Raw genomic sequence first — 14,266 nt, 5'->3', positions numbered from 1 at the left:
ATCCGCATCGGTCGATATAGGCTTTGGCTTGGACGCGCATCGAACGGTCTCCTAAACCACGGCGCATGGACGTGCGGCCTCTGCTTGCGTCCTCCGCAACACGAGAAGGGAGCGCCCATGAGCAAGATGACCCCGCAGGAAATGGCCCAGAAGATCGGATCGGGCCTCCTGTCCTTCCCCGTCACGCCGTTCAGGGCGGACTACTCCTTCGACGAGGCGACCTATCGCGCCAACATGGACTGGCTCTGCGGTTTTGACGTCGCAGGCCTGTTCGCCGCGGGCGGCACCGGCGAGTTCTTCTCGCTGACGCCATCAGAAGTTCCGCAGGTCGTGAAGGTCGCCGTCGACGAGACCAAGGGCCGCGTGCCCGTGCTCGCCGGCACCGGCTACGGCACCGCGATCGCCCGCGAGATCGCGATCGGTGCGGAAAAGGCCGGCGCCGACGGCCTCCTGCTGCTGCCGCCCTATCTCACCCATTCCGAGCAGGAAGGCCTTGCCGCCCATGTCGAGGCGGTCTGCGCCGCCGTGAAGATCGGCGTCATCGTCTACAACCGTGACAACGCCATCCTGCAGCCCGACACGCTCGCGCGCCTTGCCGAGCGCTGCCCGAACCTCGTCGGCTACAAGGACGGCATCGGCGACATCGAGCTGATGACCCGCGTCTACACCAAGCTCGGCGACCGCCTCACCTATGTCGGCGGCCTGCCGACCGCCGAGACCTTCGCGCTGCCCTATCTCGACATGGGCGTGACGACCTATTCCTCGGCCGTGTTCAACTTCGTGCCGGAATTCGCCACCAACTTCTACGCCGCGGTGCGCAAGCGCGACCACGCCACGATCCAGGCCGGCCTGAAAGATTTCATCCTGCCGCTGATCGCGATCCGCAACCGCAAGAAGGGTTACGCGGTCTCGATCATCAAGGCCGGCATGAAGGTGATCGGCCGCGATTCCGGCCCCGTCCGTCCGCCGCTGACTGATCTCACCGAGCAGGAGATGGCGGAGCTGACCGCACTGGTGCAGAAGCTGCCCGCCGCACGATCGTCACAACAGGCTGCAGAATAGCAAGACGACAGGGAGGAGCCTGCGATGGCCCAGACTGAGATTTCCGGCGCACCTGTTATCACGGCGATGCAGGTGATCCCGGTCGCGGGCCGCGACAGCATGCTCCTCAACCTCAGCGGCGCGCATGCGCCGTTCTTCACCCGCAACATCGTCATCCTCACCGACAATGCCGGCCACACCGGCGTCGGCGAGGTGCCGGGCGGGCAGAAGATCTGGCAGACGCTCCAGGACGCGCGCGACCTCGTGATCGGAAAGACGGTCGGCGCGATGAACAACATCCTCGCCGATATCCGTACCGCCTTCGCCGACCGCGACGTCGGCGGACGCGGCAAGCAGACCTTTGATCTTCGCGTGATGATCCATGCGGTCACCGCGATCGAATCCGCGCTGCTCGACCTGCTCGGCCAGCATCTCGGACTGCCCGTCGCAGCACTGCTTGGCGAAGGCCAGCAGCGCACCAGCGTCGAGACGCTCGGCTATCTCTTCTTCGTTGGCGACCGCCGTAAGTCGAAGCTCGACTACGTCACTGGCGAGACCGCCAAGCCCGACTGGTTCAACCTCCGCCACCAGGAGGCGATGACGCCAGAGGCCGTGGTGCGGCTTGCGGAGGCGACCCACGACCATTACGGCTTCGCCGACTTCAAGCTCAAGGGCGGCGTGCTCCGCGGCGAGCAGGAGATCGAGGCGGTTACCGCAATCGCAAAACGCTTCCCCAGCGCGCGCGTCACGCTGGACCCCAACGGCGCCTGGTCGCTCGATGAGGCGATCAGCCTCTGCAAGGGCATGCATGGCATCCTCGCTTATGCCGAGGACCCCTGCGGCGCCGAGGCCGGCTTCTCCGGCCGCGAGATCATGGCCGAGTTCCGCCGCGCCACCGGCCTGCCGACCGCCACCAACATGATCGCCACGGACTGGCGGCAGCTCTCCCATGCGCTGCGGCTCGGGGCCGTGGACATCCCTTTGGCCGATCCCCATTTCTGGACCATGCAAGGCTCGGTGCGCGTGGCCCAGACCTGCCGTGACAACGGCCTGACCTGGGGCTCGCACTCCAACAACCATTTCGACATTTCGCTTGCCATGTTCACCCATGTCGGCGCCGCCGCCCCCGGCAAGGTCACCGCGATCGACACCCACTGGATCTGGCAGGACGGTCAAGCGCTGACGAAGGAACCGCTCCAGATCAAGGGTGGCAAGATCGCCGTCCCGGACCGCCCGGGCCTCGGCATCGAGATCGACCGCCCCGCCATCGAGGCCGCGCACGAGCTCTACAAGAAGCATGGACTTGGGGGGCGGGATGACGCTATGGCCATGCAGGACTTGATCCCCGGCTGGACGTTTGACGACAAGCGTCCCTGCCTCGTGCGTTAGAAACGTTCCCCTGGAGGAAAAAGATGACAGCGATCCTGAAGAACTTCATCGGCGGCGAATGGGTCGACGGCTCCGGCGTCACCAGGAACATCAATCCCTCCAACACCAACGATCTCGTCGGCGAATACGCCAAGGCCGACAAGGCGCAGACCGAGAAGGCGATCGCCGCCGCGAAGGCCGCCTTCCCCGCCTGGGCGCAGTCGACCCCGCAGGCGCGCTACGACGCGCTCAACAAGATCTCGACTGAAATCCTCGCCCGTAAGGAAGAGCTCGGCCGCCTACTCGCGCGCGAGGAAGGCAAGACCCTCCCCGAAGGCATCGGCGAGGTCGCCCGCGCCGGCCAGATCTTCGCGTTCTTCGCCGGCGAAGCGCTGCGCCTGATCGGCGAGAAGGGCGCCTCGGTGCGTCCCGGCCTCGACGTCGAGCTCACCCGTGAGCCGGTCGGCGTCGTCGGCATGATCACGCCCTGGAATTTCCCGATCGCGATCCCCGCCTGGAAGATCGCGCCTGCGCTCTGCTACGGCAACACCGTGGTGTTCAAGCCGGCCGAGCTGGTGCCCGGCTCGGCGCATGCGCTGTCCGAGATCATCACCCGCTCCGGCATTCCCGCGGGCGTGTTCAACCTCGTCGTCGGCTCCGGCTCGGTGGTCGGCCAGACCCTGCTCGAGCATCCGGACGTCGCCGCGATCTCCTTCACCGGCTCGGTGCAGACGGGACGCAAGATCGCGCAGGCCTGCGTGCTCTCGAACCCCATGAAGAAGTTCCAGCTCGAGATGGGCGGCAAGAACCCGCTGGTCGTGCTCGACGACGCCGACCTCAAGACTGCCGTCGAGGTCGCCGTCAACGGCGCTTATTTCTCGACCGGCCAGCGCTGCACCGCCTCGTCCCGCCTGATCGTCACCGAGGGCATCCACGACCGCTTCGTCGCCGCCATGGCCGAGCGCCTGAACAGCCTGTCCGTGGACGATGCGCTCAAGGCCGGCGTGCATATCGGCCCGGTGGTCGATCAGAACCAGCTCGATCAGGACCTCCGCTACATCAAGATCGGCCAGGACGAAGGCGCCAAGCTCGCCTTCGGCGGCGAGCTGCTAAAGCGCGAGAATCCCGGCCACTATCTCCAGCCGGCGCTGTTCACCGAAGCCAACAACAACATGCGCATCGCGCGTGAGGAGATTTTTGGCCCGGTCGCCGCCGTCATTCGTGCGAAGAATTACGAAGAGGCGCTCGCCATCTCCAACGATACCGAGTTCGGCCTCGCCTCCGGCATCTGCACCACCAGCCTGAAATACGCCTCGCACTATAAGCGCAACAGCGAGTCCGGCATGGTGATGGTCAATCTGCCGACCGCCGGCGTCGACTATCACGTGCCGTTCGGCGGCCGCAAGGGCTCGAGCTACGGCGCCCGTGAGCAGGGCTCCTACGCGCGCGAGTTCTACACCACGGTGAAGACGGCTTACACGTTCCCGGGCTGAGATATCGTAGGGTGGGCAAAGCGAAGCGTGCCCACCACTTACGCTCGGTGTGAGGACGGTGGGCACGGCGCGTTGCGCCTTTGCCCACCCTACGACTTCTGAGGCAGCGCAGATGGACCAGGACGTCGCAGCGAAAGAGCAGCCCCGCTACATCAAGCTCAACGAGCGCGACAATGTCGCGATCGTGGTCAATGATTTCGGGCTCCCCGCCGGCGCGCGCTTTGCCAGCGGCCTGACGTTGCGCGCCTTCGTGCCGCAGGGACACAAGACCGCGCTGGTCGACATCGCGGAAGGCGAACCGATCGTCCGCTATGGCGAGATCATCGGCTACGCGCTGTCGCCGATCCTGGCCGGCGAATGGGTGGACGAGGCGCGCATCCGCATGCCGGAGGCCCCTGCCCTCGACAAGCTCGAAATCTCGACCGCCGTCCCCGCACCGCTGCCGCCGCTCGAAGGCTTCACCTTCGAGGGCTACCGCAATCCGGATGGTTCGGTCGGCACCAAGAACATCCTCGGCATCTCCTCCTCCGTGCAATGCGTCAAGGGCACGATGGAATATGCGGTGAAGCGCATCCGCGCCGAGCTGCTGCCGAAATATCCGAACGTGGATGACGTCGTGCCGCTGACGCACGCCTATGGCTGCGGCGTCGCCATCACCGCGCCCGACGCGGTGGTGCCGATCCGCACCCTGCAGAACCTCGCGCTCAACCCGAATTTCGGCGGCGAGATCCTCGTTGTCGGCCTCGGCTGCGAGAAGCTCGCGCCCGAACGCCTGGTGCCGGAAGGCGTCGGTGACGCCATCGTGCGAATGCAGGACGAGGCTTTCGACGGCTTCGGCGCCATCGTTGAGGCGATCATGATCCAGGCCGAGGCGCGGCTGAAGGTGCTCAACACGCGCAAGCGCGAGACCTGCCCGGCATCTGATCTTGTCATCGGGCTGCAATGCGGCGGCAGCGATGCCTTCTCTGGCGTCACTGCCAATCCCGCCGTCGGCTTCGCCGCGGACCTCCTGGTGCGCGCCGGCGCGACCGTGATGTTCTCGGAAGTGACTGAAGTGCGCGACGCGATCCAGCTGCTCACCCGCCGCGCCATCAACGAGGACGTCGGCCGCGCGCTGGTGCGCGAGATGGCCTGGTACGATTCCTATCTCGCCCGCGGCGGCGCCGACCGCAGCGCCAACACCACGCCCGGCAACAAGAAGGGCGGCCTTGCCAACATCGTGGAGAAATCGCTCGGCTCGATCGTCAAGTCCGGCTCGAGCGCGATCACCGGCGTGCTCTCGCCCGGCGAGAAGGCGACGCAGAAGGGCATGCTGTTCGCCGCGACGCCGGCCTCCGACTTCATCTGCGGCACGCTGCAGCTCGCCTCGGGCATGACGTTGCAAGTTTTCACCACCGGCCGTGGCACGCCCTATGGCCTTGCGGCAGCACCGGTGATCAAGGTCGCGACGCGCAGCGAGCTCGCGCGGCGCTGGAAAGACCTGATCGACTTCGACGCCGGCAAGATCGCAACCGGCGAGAAGACCATCGAGGAGACCGGCTGGGACCTGTTCCGCCTGATCCTCGACGTCGCCAGCGGCCGAACCAAACCCTGGTCGGACCGCTGGGGCATCCACAACGACCTCACGCTGTTCAATCCCGCGCCGGTGACCTAAAGCGTTTCCGAGCGAAGTGGGTCCCGGTTCGCGTCAAGAAAACGCGTCAAAACAGAACCGTCACTGTCCCTCGATCAAGTGCATGTCGCCCAGCGTGAGCGGCAGGCTTCGGACGATGAGGTTCGCGATCGCCGCACGCAGCCGTTCGCTCGAACCCGCGTCCTCGAACGTCGCTTCGATCGGTCCGCTCGGGCCGGCGATCCGTACCGTTCCAGTGTTGTCGAGCGGCGCGGCCGCCCTCTTCTCGATCACGTCGAACGACTTGCCCTCGATGATGCGAACCTCGTACAAGGCGTGGATCAGTCCGTAATCCGCAAGCAGCGTCCGATATTCGGCGAACCCGACGCCCTCGACGTTGCGGCCGTTTCCAAGCTTCGATCTCGCCCGGGTGATGACGATATATGCGTCCAGTCCCTGCGGCGTGACATCGCTGCGAACCAGCTCCTTGAACGGGTCGCTCCGCAGCAGATTGACCGGCGCGACCGCCGAATCCCTGATTGCGGCGAAGGCCGCGCGCCGGTAGCTCACCGGCTGCACATGAAACCGTCCGCTCAGCAGCTTCGTCGCCTGCTGGACGATCAGCTCGTCCAGCCCCCATGCGCCGATCGAGGCGGTCTGCGCGGCGTTGTCGAGCCCGGTCAGGCCGGCTCGCGTCAGGCTGATCTCCTCGCCGATCGCCGAGATGATGCCGACGGTCTTGATCGCCTGGAGCCGGCTGGCACGCGTCTCGAACGCCGCGGCAGCGCCGAGCGCGACGCTAGCGATCGCGCAAGCGAGAGTTAGGATGATCTTACCGCGCATGGTCTATCGGATCCTGAAATCGAATGAATAGGACGCACCGAGACCGACGGTGGTCTGGTTCGAGGATCCCCGCAGCTTCACCAGCGGGCTGTCCGCGACATCGCCGAGCAGCTTCTGGTACTCGACATAGGCGTGGACCTCCCACTGCGGGTTGATGCGGTAGGAGATCTGGCTGCCGAAACCGACCGAGTGCGCACCGCCTCTGGCATCGTATCTTGGAAGCCCCGATGCCAGCGCCTGCACGGCATCGACGCCGAAATACGGCGCAGTGGCATTGGTGCTCTTCCAGGTGAAGCGCGGGCCGGCCGAGATCGTCAGCCTTTGAATCAGCGGCACGATGACGTCGGCAGATACATCCGCGACGGTGCCGGTATGGCCGCCCATGCCCTGGCGCAACTCGCTGCGCAGGCGCAGCCAGTCGACCGGATAATACTCCACGAAGCCGCCGAGCTCATAGGCGGCGTCGACATTGCCAAGGCCGGTCAGCTCGGCATATTTGTCGGCCTTCCTTGAGGCGACGTATTTGAACGCGGGGCCGGCGCGAAAATGGCCGATGTCGAGCAGCGCGATGCTGGTGCTGTCGCGCGGTCCGCGAAACTGGTCGACTGATCCGGCGCGGCGGATGGAGAAGATCGGGACCGGAGCAAACCTTCCGTTGTTCGATCCGACGAACTCGGGCTTGTATTCGCCGCCGATGCCGACCATGACGGTCCAGTTGCCCGACGGCGAGGGCAGCATCGGCAGCTCCAATGGCGGCGCTGGCAGCGTGAAGGCGGTCTGCGCCGAGACTGATGGCGCAGTCGCCATGATCGCACCGAGTGCGGCGAGACAGGCGGTCGTCCGCCGCACAATCGCCGTGAGGCGGAGAGCGGCTTCTTCGAAATCATTCATTGCGGGGCCCCGGACCGGCCTTTGCAGGCCGAGTCGACTGTTGTGGTTAGGAGCCACAGCATCTGGTCCGGCAAAATTGCCCCAAGATTGCAAGGTGCGATCGGATGCTCCCCAGGGCCATGTCCGCCGCTGGCAGGCACGCCCGCCGGATCAACATTGCCCCAACATTGCACCACCGCGATCACGCCCTCAAAAACGTGACGGGCCGTGCCCGCGCGCTCACCCGGTCCTGCCTTTTATTCGCCAAGCTCGCTGCCTTTAAGGGAACCCTCGCGCACGAGCCGAAACGCCAGAATTCGGCCAGGGAGCGTCACGGTCAGGGTGTTGTTGCCCCAGCAGAGTCAAGGACGACCCGCGTGCGCTCCCTCGTGATCGAAGACGAACCACAGATCGGCGCCTATGTGAGCCGGCTGCTCGGGCAATTGCACGGCATCGTCGACCTCGTCGGCTCGATCGCCGATGCCCGCCAGGCACTGAACAATTTCAAGTATGATCTGGCGATCGTCGACCGGATGCTACCCGACGGAGATGCGCTCCAGGTGGTCACGGCGCTGAGCCAATCGGCGGAGCGGCCCGCAATTATCATGCTGACGTCCAAGGACGCCAAGGAGGATGTCGTCGAAGGGCTCAACGGCGGGGCCGACGATTATCTCGGCAAGCCGTTCGAGCCGCAGGAGCTGCTTGCGCGCGTGCGCGCGGTGCTGCGCCGGCCTCGGCTGCTGGCCCCATCGGTGCTGTCGCTCGGCAACGTCGAGTTGCACCTCGGCAGCAACGAGGCGGTAGTCGCCGACACCAGGATCCTGCTGCGCCGGCGCGAGGCGCTGATCCTGGGGGCGCTGCTGATGCGGCGCGACCGCGTCATCACCCGCGCCGCCCTGATCGAGGAGATCTACGGCTTCGACGACGAGATCGAGTCCAACACGCTCGAGGCGCAGGTCTCGCGCTTGCGCAAGAAACTGGCCGAACTCGGCGGCGACGTCGAGATCCGCAGCATGCGGGGCATCGGCTACATCCTGCGGCTGGCAACGCCGCGATGAAGTCAATCGCCCGAACCTTTGCGTTCTCGCTCGGTATCGCCGCCACCACGATCTTCCTGATCATGCTTGGCCTCTTCATATGGCGTTACCCGACGGAGGAGCGCGAGTTCAGGGCGTGCCAGGTCGTAGCGGCCGTTCTCGATCGCGCGACGGTGATCGAAGGGCAAAGACTGATAATACGCTCGACTCCTGCGCTCGAGGAATTGAAGCTGGACAGCCCAAACCTCTGGTACGTGGTGTCCGCGGGCGACCTGCTCAGCGAGTACGGCAGCGAACACCGGCCTCCCCTTCCCTTCGTGCTGCCCTACCACGGGCCCATCGGCTCGTCCGTTTTCAGCACGCTCGACCAGAAGAGCACCTTCTGTCTTTCCGCCGTACAACGGGGCCCGTTGCGGCTCGCGATGATGGTCGGCGAGCCTCAGGTTCGCTTTGGCCGGATTGCAAGGACTTTTCTCCTCCGCAGGGTCTTTTCGATCGCCTTGGTGGCGCTGGCCTTTGCCGCGACCGTCGCCATCGGTTCAGCGCTTGCCGCACGTTTCGTCTCTCGTAGCATCGAGCGGGTGGCGCGTCGCGCGCTCGCGATCGACCCCTCGGCGCCGCAAGGTTTGATATCGCTGTCCGAGGTCCCTCGCGAGTTGAAGCCGCTGGTCGAGGCGCTGAACCGCGCTTTCGGCGAGATCGACGCCTATATCAGGATGCAGCGCCGCTTCCTCGGCAATGCCGCCCATCAGCTTCGCACGCCGCTGACGCTGCTGCGCGCCAAGATCGAGGACGTGCCCGAGCCGGCCCTGAAGGCCGAGCTGGTGCGCGACGTCCGCCGGCTGACCTCGCTGGTCTCCGCGATGCTGGACCTGGCGCGATTGCAAAATCATGCGATCGAGAAGCGGCCGATCGATCTTGCCCAGATCACGCTGGACGTGCTGGCCGATTTCAGCCCGTCGGCGCTGGACGCCGGCATCGAGCTTGCGCTCGAGCACGAGGGAAGAGGTCCCTTCGTGGTGCAGGGCGTAGACGCTGCGATCCGAAGTGCACTTGCCAATCTCGTCGGCAACGCGCTCATCCACGCCCATGGCGCGCGGCGCATCGTCGCCACGATCGGCTGCGATGGCGTGGCTATTCACGATGATGGCGCGGGCCTGCCCGACGGCGCCGAACACAGGCTGACCGAGCCGTTTCAGACCGGCAACGCCGCAGGTGCAGGCGCCGGTCTCGGCCTGTCGATCGTCCGCGAGATCATGGCGGCGCATGGCGGGGAGCTGGTCGTCGCTTCCGCGCCCGGCTACGGCACGACGATGCGCCTGCGCTTTGCCGCGGCCGCCGCGCCGGCGAGATCTGCGCAGTTCGATCTGCAAGAGCATTGAGCGGGCGCATCGGCGCTTTTCGCGAAACCGTCCGGAAACATTGGCGCGGAAAACGTCTTCCGCGTTTCGTCCCTTCGCATCACGCAATCAATATCTGCGCCGAAGACAACGGGAATGTTCGCGCGCGGGCGAACCTGTTCTGCCATCGCGGCGACCAAACCTCCGATTGACATCTTCCACGGAGATTTTCCAATGCGTGTTCTCTCGATGATTGCCGTTGCCGGCGCCATGATTGCGAGCTCAGCCGCCGCGTTCGCCAGCGAGCTTCCCTCCTACGAAGTGACGTCGTTTCCGATCACGACAACGCAAGTGCAGGTGCTCGGCGGCGCCGGCGTCCAGGAGCAGTCTGCGAGCCCCGCGATGATCGTCGCCGGCATGCCGGCCTCGCCCGTGCAGGTCGCCGTGCTGTCGCCGCGGATCAAGCAGCTCGCGAGCGCGGGTTCGAACAACCAGGCGCGCTAAGCTTGGCGTTGTCGTTCCGGCTCGGCGCTCCGCGCCGGCCGGAATGGCCACGCGCCTCTACGTCATGCTGCCCGGCATGAAGCAGCGCACGCGCGGATGGCCGTCGATATAGTGCTTCCACACCATGGTGCGGCCGATCTTGTTCGGGACGGTGATCACGGCGCCGTCAGGCACCACGACCCACTCGTCGTCGATGCGCACGCGGTAGCGACCGCGATCGGACTCCCAATCGACGTCGGCGATGACGTAGCCGTCGGCATCCGAGCAGCATAGCCCGAACTCGCTACGCAGACTCTCGAACCAGGGTTTCAGGGGCGAGTTGGCGAAGCGGCCGTCGTCGCGCGCCAGCGCCGCATGCGTCAGAACCGCCAGCCCCAGCAGCACGGCGGCACACTGTCTTGCACGTTTCATGTGGTCTCCGCGGTCGAAGTGATCACCGCGGGGCAAACGCTGCCGTCCGCCTTCCGCATGGTGCGCGGCAGGCGTGGAGACGGCGACTCGCTCCCCCAGCAGCTTTGCCGACAGCTATGCAAATCCAGCGCCAGCGCGCATTCCGGGGAACTACTGGAGGGCGCCCGAGGCACGTTCGCCCTTCGGCGAAGGTGGCCGCACAGGCTGGAGACCGGGCCATTGAGACCGCGCAGCGCGCGGCTTGCGCCCTTACTGCTTTGCCGGCGCCATCATCGCGCCGCCCTTCTTCGCCGCGGGCGCCGGTTGCTTGGCGGCTGCAGCCTGCGCGGGCAAGTATTTTGCGACGATGGCCGGATCGACCTGCGCGATGTTGGCATCGGGCAGGCGCGTCCAGGTCTCGTCCTTGCCGAGCAGCGCGATGCCGAGATAGCCGCGCAACGTCAGGGTCTGACCGTCGGGGCTGACCCGCATGTTGGCCTTCCAGATCTGGCCGTCGCGCGGATTGAGCACGTTGCCGCCCTCGTACTTCAATCCTTCGCGCTTCATGTCGCGGACGAAGGAGATGCCGAGCACCCGAGCGTTCTTGCGATCGTCGGTGCACTTGGAGCAGACCTCATTCGGGTCGTCGGTTGGCCGCGGGAAGGTCTTGGCGATCACACCTTCGAAGACGCCGTTGCGATCTACGAAGAGGAACCATCCGACCGTCCTGCCGTCTTCGACCTTCTGCCAAAGGCCCGCCGCAGTGGGCTCGGCGGTCTGCGCCGCGCACGGCGTCACGATCGCGAGCGACAATGCGAGCGCCAGGAAGGAGGGCAGCCGAAAGCTGGAAATGAGAGTCCGCATTATGATCACCTTGCTGAGCCAATCACCTTTGCTGAGCCAAGACTTCGCAGAGCCAAACTGTGCTAAGCCAAAAACCTGGCCAAGCCTATGACCGGAATGGCCGCAGACTACGGCGATTTCACGAACGGTTCCAGCACCAGAAACATGGGGCATCGCCGCCCCGAACGCTTCCGTCAGTTGACACCGAGCTTCTTTTGCAGGCTGGAGGACGAGGTCGTGTACTGGAACACGAGCCGCTTCTCCGGATAGACATAGCGATGGGCTTTTTGCGACATCAGCGCGCCCTCGTGGAAGCCGCACAGGATCAACTTGATCTTGCCGGGATAGGTGTTGATGTCGCCGATCGCGAAGATGCCCGGCACATTGGTCTCGAACGCCGACGTCTCGACAGGCACCAGATTGTTCTCCAGCGCGATGCCCCAATTCGCGACCGGGCCGAGCTTCATGGTCAGCCCGAAGAACGGCAGCATGGTGTCGCAAGCGATTTCGGTGACGCTGTTGTCGTTGCCCTTGACGGTGGCGCCGGTGAGCTTTCCGTCAGCGCCGGAGAGCGCGGTGACCTGGCCGAGCCGCAGATCCATCTTGCCGCCGGCAACCAGCGCGCGCATCTGCTCGACACTATGGGGCGCGGCGCGAAACTCGTCGCGCCGATGCAGCAGCGTGATGCGCTTCGCAATCGGATGCAGATTGAGCGTCCAGTCGAGCGCGGAATCGCCGCCGCCGACGATCAGCACGCTCTTGTCGCGGAACGTCTCCATCTTGCGCACGGCGTAATGCACCGAGGTGCCTTCATAGGCCTCGATACCGGGCACAGGCGGGCGCTTGGGCTGGAACGAGCCGCCGCCGGCCGCGATCACCACCACCTTGCATTCGAACACCTTGCCGGCATCCGTGGTGCAGCGAAACAAGGGATCGCCGATCTTCTCCACGGTCTCGACCATCTCGCCGAGATGGAAGGTCGGATGAAATGGCTTGATCTGCTCCATCAGCGCGTCGGTCAGCCCCTGCCCCGAAACCTGGGGAATGCCGGGAATGTCGTAAATCGGCTTTTCCGGATAGAGCTCGGCACACTGGCCGCCGACCTTGTCGAGGATGTCGACGAAATGCGCCTTCATGTCGAGAAGGCCGAGCTCGAAGGCGGCGAACAGACCACACGGCCCGGCCCCAATAATCAGCACATCGGTTTTGATCACGTCGCTCATGTCGTCTCTTTATCGATCGTTATCGGTTGGACGGCGCCCGTTGGGCAGAGGTGACCCTGCCTGTCTAGCCAACGGGGATGGAACAGGAAAGGCATAAAAGCGGGATCGCCCCGCAGCCGCGCCCACTTGCCGGGCCAAAATAACTGGGCTGTAACGAGGATGGATATGACGGAGATCAATCGGTGAACGCACCAGCCCGCCTCGACACGACCCCGCGCCTTGAGGACTTTCCGTTTCGCCTCAGCGACAACGTCCGGTTCGGCGACCTAGACCCGAACCAGCACGTCAACAACGCGGTCTATGCCACATATTTCGAGACCGGCCGTGTCACGCTGATGAAGCTTCCCGAATACGGGCTGACCCCGCCGGGGCTCGCCTGGATCATGGTGCGGCTCGACATGCATTTTCGCGCCGAGCTGCACTGGCCCGGCTCGATCGAGCTCGGCCTCGGCGTGGTCAAGCTCGGGCGAACGTCGGTGACATTCGAGCAGGTCGTGTTCTCGAACGGCACGTGCATTGCGTCGGCGACGTCGGTCGGCGTCCTGCTCGACGAGGCGACGCGGCGACCGGCGCCGCTGACCGCAGAGGTGATCGAGAAGCTCAGACCCTGGCACAAGCGCGGCATCGAGGTCGCGCCGCCGAGCACCTAGTCGACTTGGACAGTCTGCTTGGAGACGGATCAGGCCTGGCGCTCGGGCGTCGCCACGACGAGGCCGTCGAGCTCGTCGGAGACCTTGATCTGGCAAGACAGGCGCGAATTCGGGCGCACGTCGAAGCCGAAGTCGAGCATGTCCTCTTCCATCGGCGTCGGGCTGCCGACCTTCTCGCGCCAGGCTTCGTCGACATAGACATGGCAGGTTGCGCAGGCGCAGGCGCCGCCGCATTCGGCCTCGATGCCGGGAATGCTATTGCGGATCGCAGCTTCCATCACGGTTGCGCCGTTCTCGATTTCCACCGTGCGGGTTTCGCCCTTGTGGTCGACAAAGTGAATCTTGGCCATGTGTGCTCGTGCTGCCGCGGTGCTTTGAATGAAGGAGGGTCCCGGCTGTCCTATAACGGGTCGGTCAGCCCGGCGCCATAGCGTTTTGAAGCCAAATGATTCCCGCTTTGCGGGAAGAAAACGCGTCAAAACAAGCGACTAGAACCCAGCTCCGGCCGCATCGGCTCAACGCTTCAGCATCGCCGCGATGGCAGCGCGGGCCTCGGCCACCGCCTCTTTCAGCGCGGCGAAGGCGTGGGGCCGGCCATGGCCGGTCCGGATCGCAGTCTCCAGGCTGGCAGCGGCATCGGCCACCGCGAAGGCGCCGATCCCGCGCGCCGAGCCCTTGAGCTTGTGCGCGAGAGCGCCGGTCTCGGCCGGCAATGCGGTCATCGCCGCGAGCAGACGGGCCGCCTGCTCCGCGAACATGGCCAGCACTTCCTGCTCCAGCTCAGCGTCGCCGAGCGTCATTCGAGAGAGGTGATCGAGGTCGAGCGGGCTGTCGATGGGCGCAAGCGGGGGCGAAGGCATCCAGTCCATCCCTTGCAGTTCAGGCGTCATGGCGCAGGCCCCGGCTTCGCGCGACGGCCGCCGGTCCGGCGGTCAGATTCCCCTCACCCAAGCATGGAAATGGTTAACGAAATGTTTGGGGGATTTGACGCAGATCCGCCGGTTTATTGACGAAAAGTTGCCGCAATTGGCCGAGTCTGGTTGAGAATTGCG

General features: G+C 65.1%; 15 protein-coding genes. 8 read left to right on the top strand and 7 right to left on the bottom strand.

The features are described 5' to 3' along the window. Positions 1 to 117: 117 nt before the first annotated feature. From kdgD to garD, 4 genes are all read left to right on the top strand, one after another. Positions 118 to 1,062, top strand: coding sequence for a 5-dehydro-4-deoxyglucarate dehydratase (kdgD, locus tag ACTEK7_RS31265; protein WP_225135903.1), 945 nt, complete (start codon positions 118 to 120; stop codon positions 1,060 to 1,062). Between the two features lie 24 nt (positions 1,063 to 1,086). Then, positions 1,087 to 2,430, top strand: a complete 1,344-nt coding sequence (gene gudD, locus ACTEK7_RS31260) for a glucarate dehydratase (RefSeq protein ID WP_225142579.1) — start codon at positions 1,087 to 1,089, stop codon at positions 2,428 to 2,430. Positions 2,431 to 2,453: 23 nt separating this feature from the next. Further along, positions 2,454 to 3,902 carry an aldehyde dehydrogenase family protein gene (locus tag ACTEK7_RS31255; protein ID WP_057028773.1) on the top strand — a complete coding sequence of 483 codons (1,449 nt, stop codon included), beginning with the start codon at positions 2,454 to 2,456 and terminating at the stop codon, positions 3,900 to 3,902. Between the two features lie 112 nt (positions 3,903 to 4,014). Continuing rightward, positions 4,015 to 5,556 carry a galactarate dehydratase gene (gene garD / locus ACTEK7_RS31250; protein ID WP_225148302.1) on the top strand — a complete coding sequence of 514 codons (1,542 nt, stop codon included), beginning with the start codon at positions 4,015 to 4,017 and terminating at the stop codon, positions 5,554 to 5,556. Positions 5,557 to 5,616: 60 nt separating this feature from the next. Here the strand turns inward: garD and ACTEK7_RS31245 are convergent, their stop codons facing one another. Both ACTEK7_RS31245 and ACTEK7_RS31240 read right to left on the bottom strand, forming a co-directional pair. Continuing rightward, the gene (locus ACTEK7_RS31245) at positions 5,617 to 6,357 is read right to left on the bottom strand and encodes a hypothetical protein (RefSeq protein ID WP_225114191.1); all 741 of its coding nucleotides are present in this window, start codon (positions 6,355 to 6,357) and stop codon (positions 5,617 to 5,619) included. A 3-nt stretch (positions 6,358 to 6,360) separates the two neighbouring features. Then, entirely contained in the window at positions 6,361 to 7,248 is an 888-nt protein-coding gene (locus ACTEK7_RS31240; RefSeq protein ID WP_225114190.1) for a MipA/OmpV family protein, read from the bottom strand. A 119-nt stretch (positions 7,249 to 7,367) separates the two neighbouring features. On the opposite strand from ACTEK7_RS31240, the gene ACTEK7_RS31235 reads away from it, so the two are divergent. The 3 genes from ACTEK7_RS31235 (at position 7,368) to ACTEK7_RS31225 (ending at position 10,108) form a co-directional block, all read left to right on the top strand. Beyond that, a complete protein-coding gene (locus ACTEK7_RS31235; RefSeq protein WP_275945339.1) occupies positions 7,368 to 8,285 on the top strand; it encodes a response regulator transcription factor in 918 nt (305 codons plus the stop codon). Next, a complete protein-coding gene (locus ACTEK7_RS31230; RefSeq protein ID WP_036030218.1) occupies positions 8,282 to 9,646 on the top strand; it encodes a sensor histidine kinase in 1,365 nt (454 codons plus the stop codon). The genes ACTEK7_RS31235 and ACTEK7_RS31230 overlap by 4 nt, the downstream gene beginning before the upstream one ends. 192 nt (positions 9,647 to 9,838) lie before the next feature. Next, complete coding sequence (locus ACTEK7_RS31225) at positions 9,839 to 10,108, top strand: hypothetical protein (protein ID WP_036030219.1); 270 nt, start codon at positions 9,839 to 9,841, stop codon at positions 10,106 to 10,108. A gap of 57 nt (positions 10,109 to 10,165) precedes the next feature. Here ACTEK7_RS31225 and ACTEK7_RS31220 read toward each other — a convergent pair whose 3' ends face one another. The 3 genes from ACTEK7_RS31220 to ACTEK7_RS31210 all read right to left on the bottom strand — a co-directional run bounded on the left by ACTEK7_RS31220 (position 10,166) and on the right by ACTEK7_RS31210 (position 12,564). Continuing rightward, entirely contained in the window at positions 10,166 to 10,519 is a 354-nt protein-coding gene (locus tag ACTEK7_RS31220; RefSeq protein ID WP_036015590.1) for a hypothetical protein, read from the bottom strand. 249 nt (positions 10,520 to 10,768) lie between these two features. Further along, entirely contained in the window at positions 10,769 to 11,362 is a 594-nt protein-coding gene (locus ACTEK7_RS31215) for a DUF2147 domain-containing protein (protein WP_225148301.1), read from the bottom strand. Positions 11,363 to 11,535: 173 nt separating this feature from the next. Continuing rightward, positions 11,536 to 12,564, bottom strand: coding sequence for an NAD(P)/FAD-dependent oxidoreductase (locus tag ACTEK7_RS31210; protein WP_036015581.1), 1,029 nt, complete (start codon positions 12,562 to 12,564; stop codon positions 11,536 to 11,538). A gap of 182 nt (positions 12,565 to 12,746) precedes the next feature. Here ACTEK7_RS31210 and ACTEK7_RS31205 point away from each other — a divergent pair, with 182 nt between their 5' ends. Continuing rightward, a complete protein-coding gene (locus ACTEK7_RS31205; protein WP_225114188.1) occupies positions 12,747 to 13,214 on the top strand; it encodes an acyl-CoA thioesterase in 468 nt (155 codons plus the stop codon). A gap of 29 nt (positions 13,215 to 13,243) precedes the next feature. On the opposite strand, the gene ACTEK7_RS31200 is transcribed toward ACTEK7_RS31205, so the two are convergent. Both ACTEK7_RS31200 and ACTEK7_RS31195 read right to left on the bottom strand, forming a co-directional pair. Next, positions 13,244 to 13,564, bottom strand: a complete 321-nt coding sequence (locus ACTEK7_RS31200; protein ID WP_008143731.1) for a 2Fe-2S iron-sulfur cluster-binding protein — start codon at positions 13,562 to 13,564, stop codon at positions 13,244 to 13,246. A gap of 165 nt (positions 13,565 to 13,729) precedes the next feature. Further along, on the bottom strand, positions 13,730 to 14,104 hold the full coding sequence (locus ACTEK7_RS31195; protein ID WP_109143156.1) for an Hpt domain-containing protein: 375 nt from the start codon (positions 14,102 to 14,104) through the stop codon (positions 13,730 to 13,732). Positions 14,105 to 14,266: the final 162 nt, after the last annotated feature.

The organism is Bradyrhizobium sp. JHI2711 (assembly GCF_056156565.1).
Note: the sequence above shows the minus strand (reverse complement) of the source record. Positions and strands in the feature narration are given on the sequence as shown.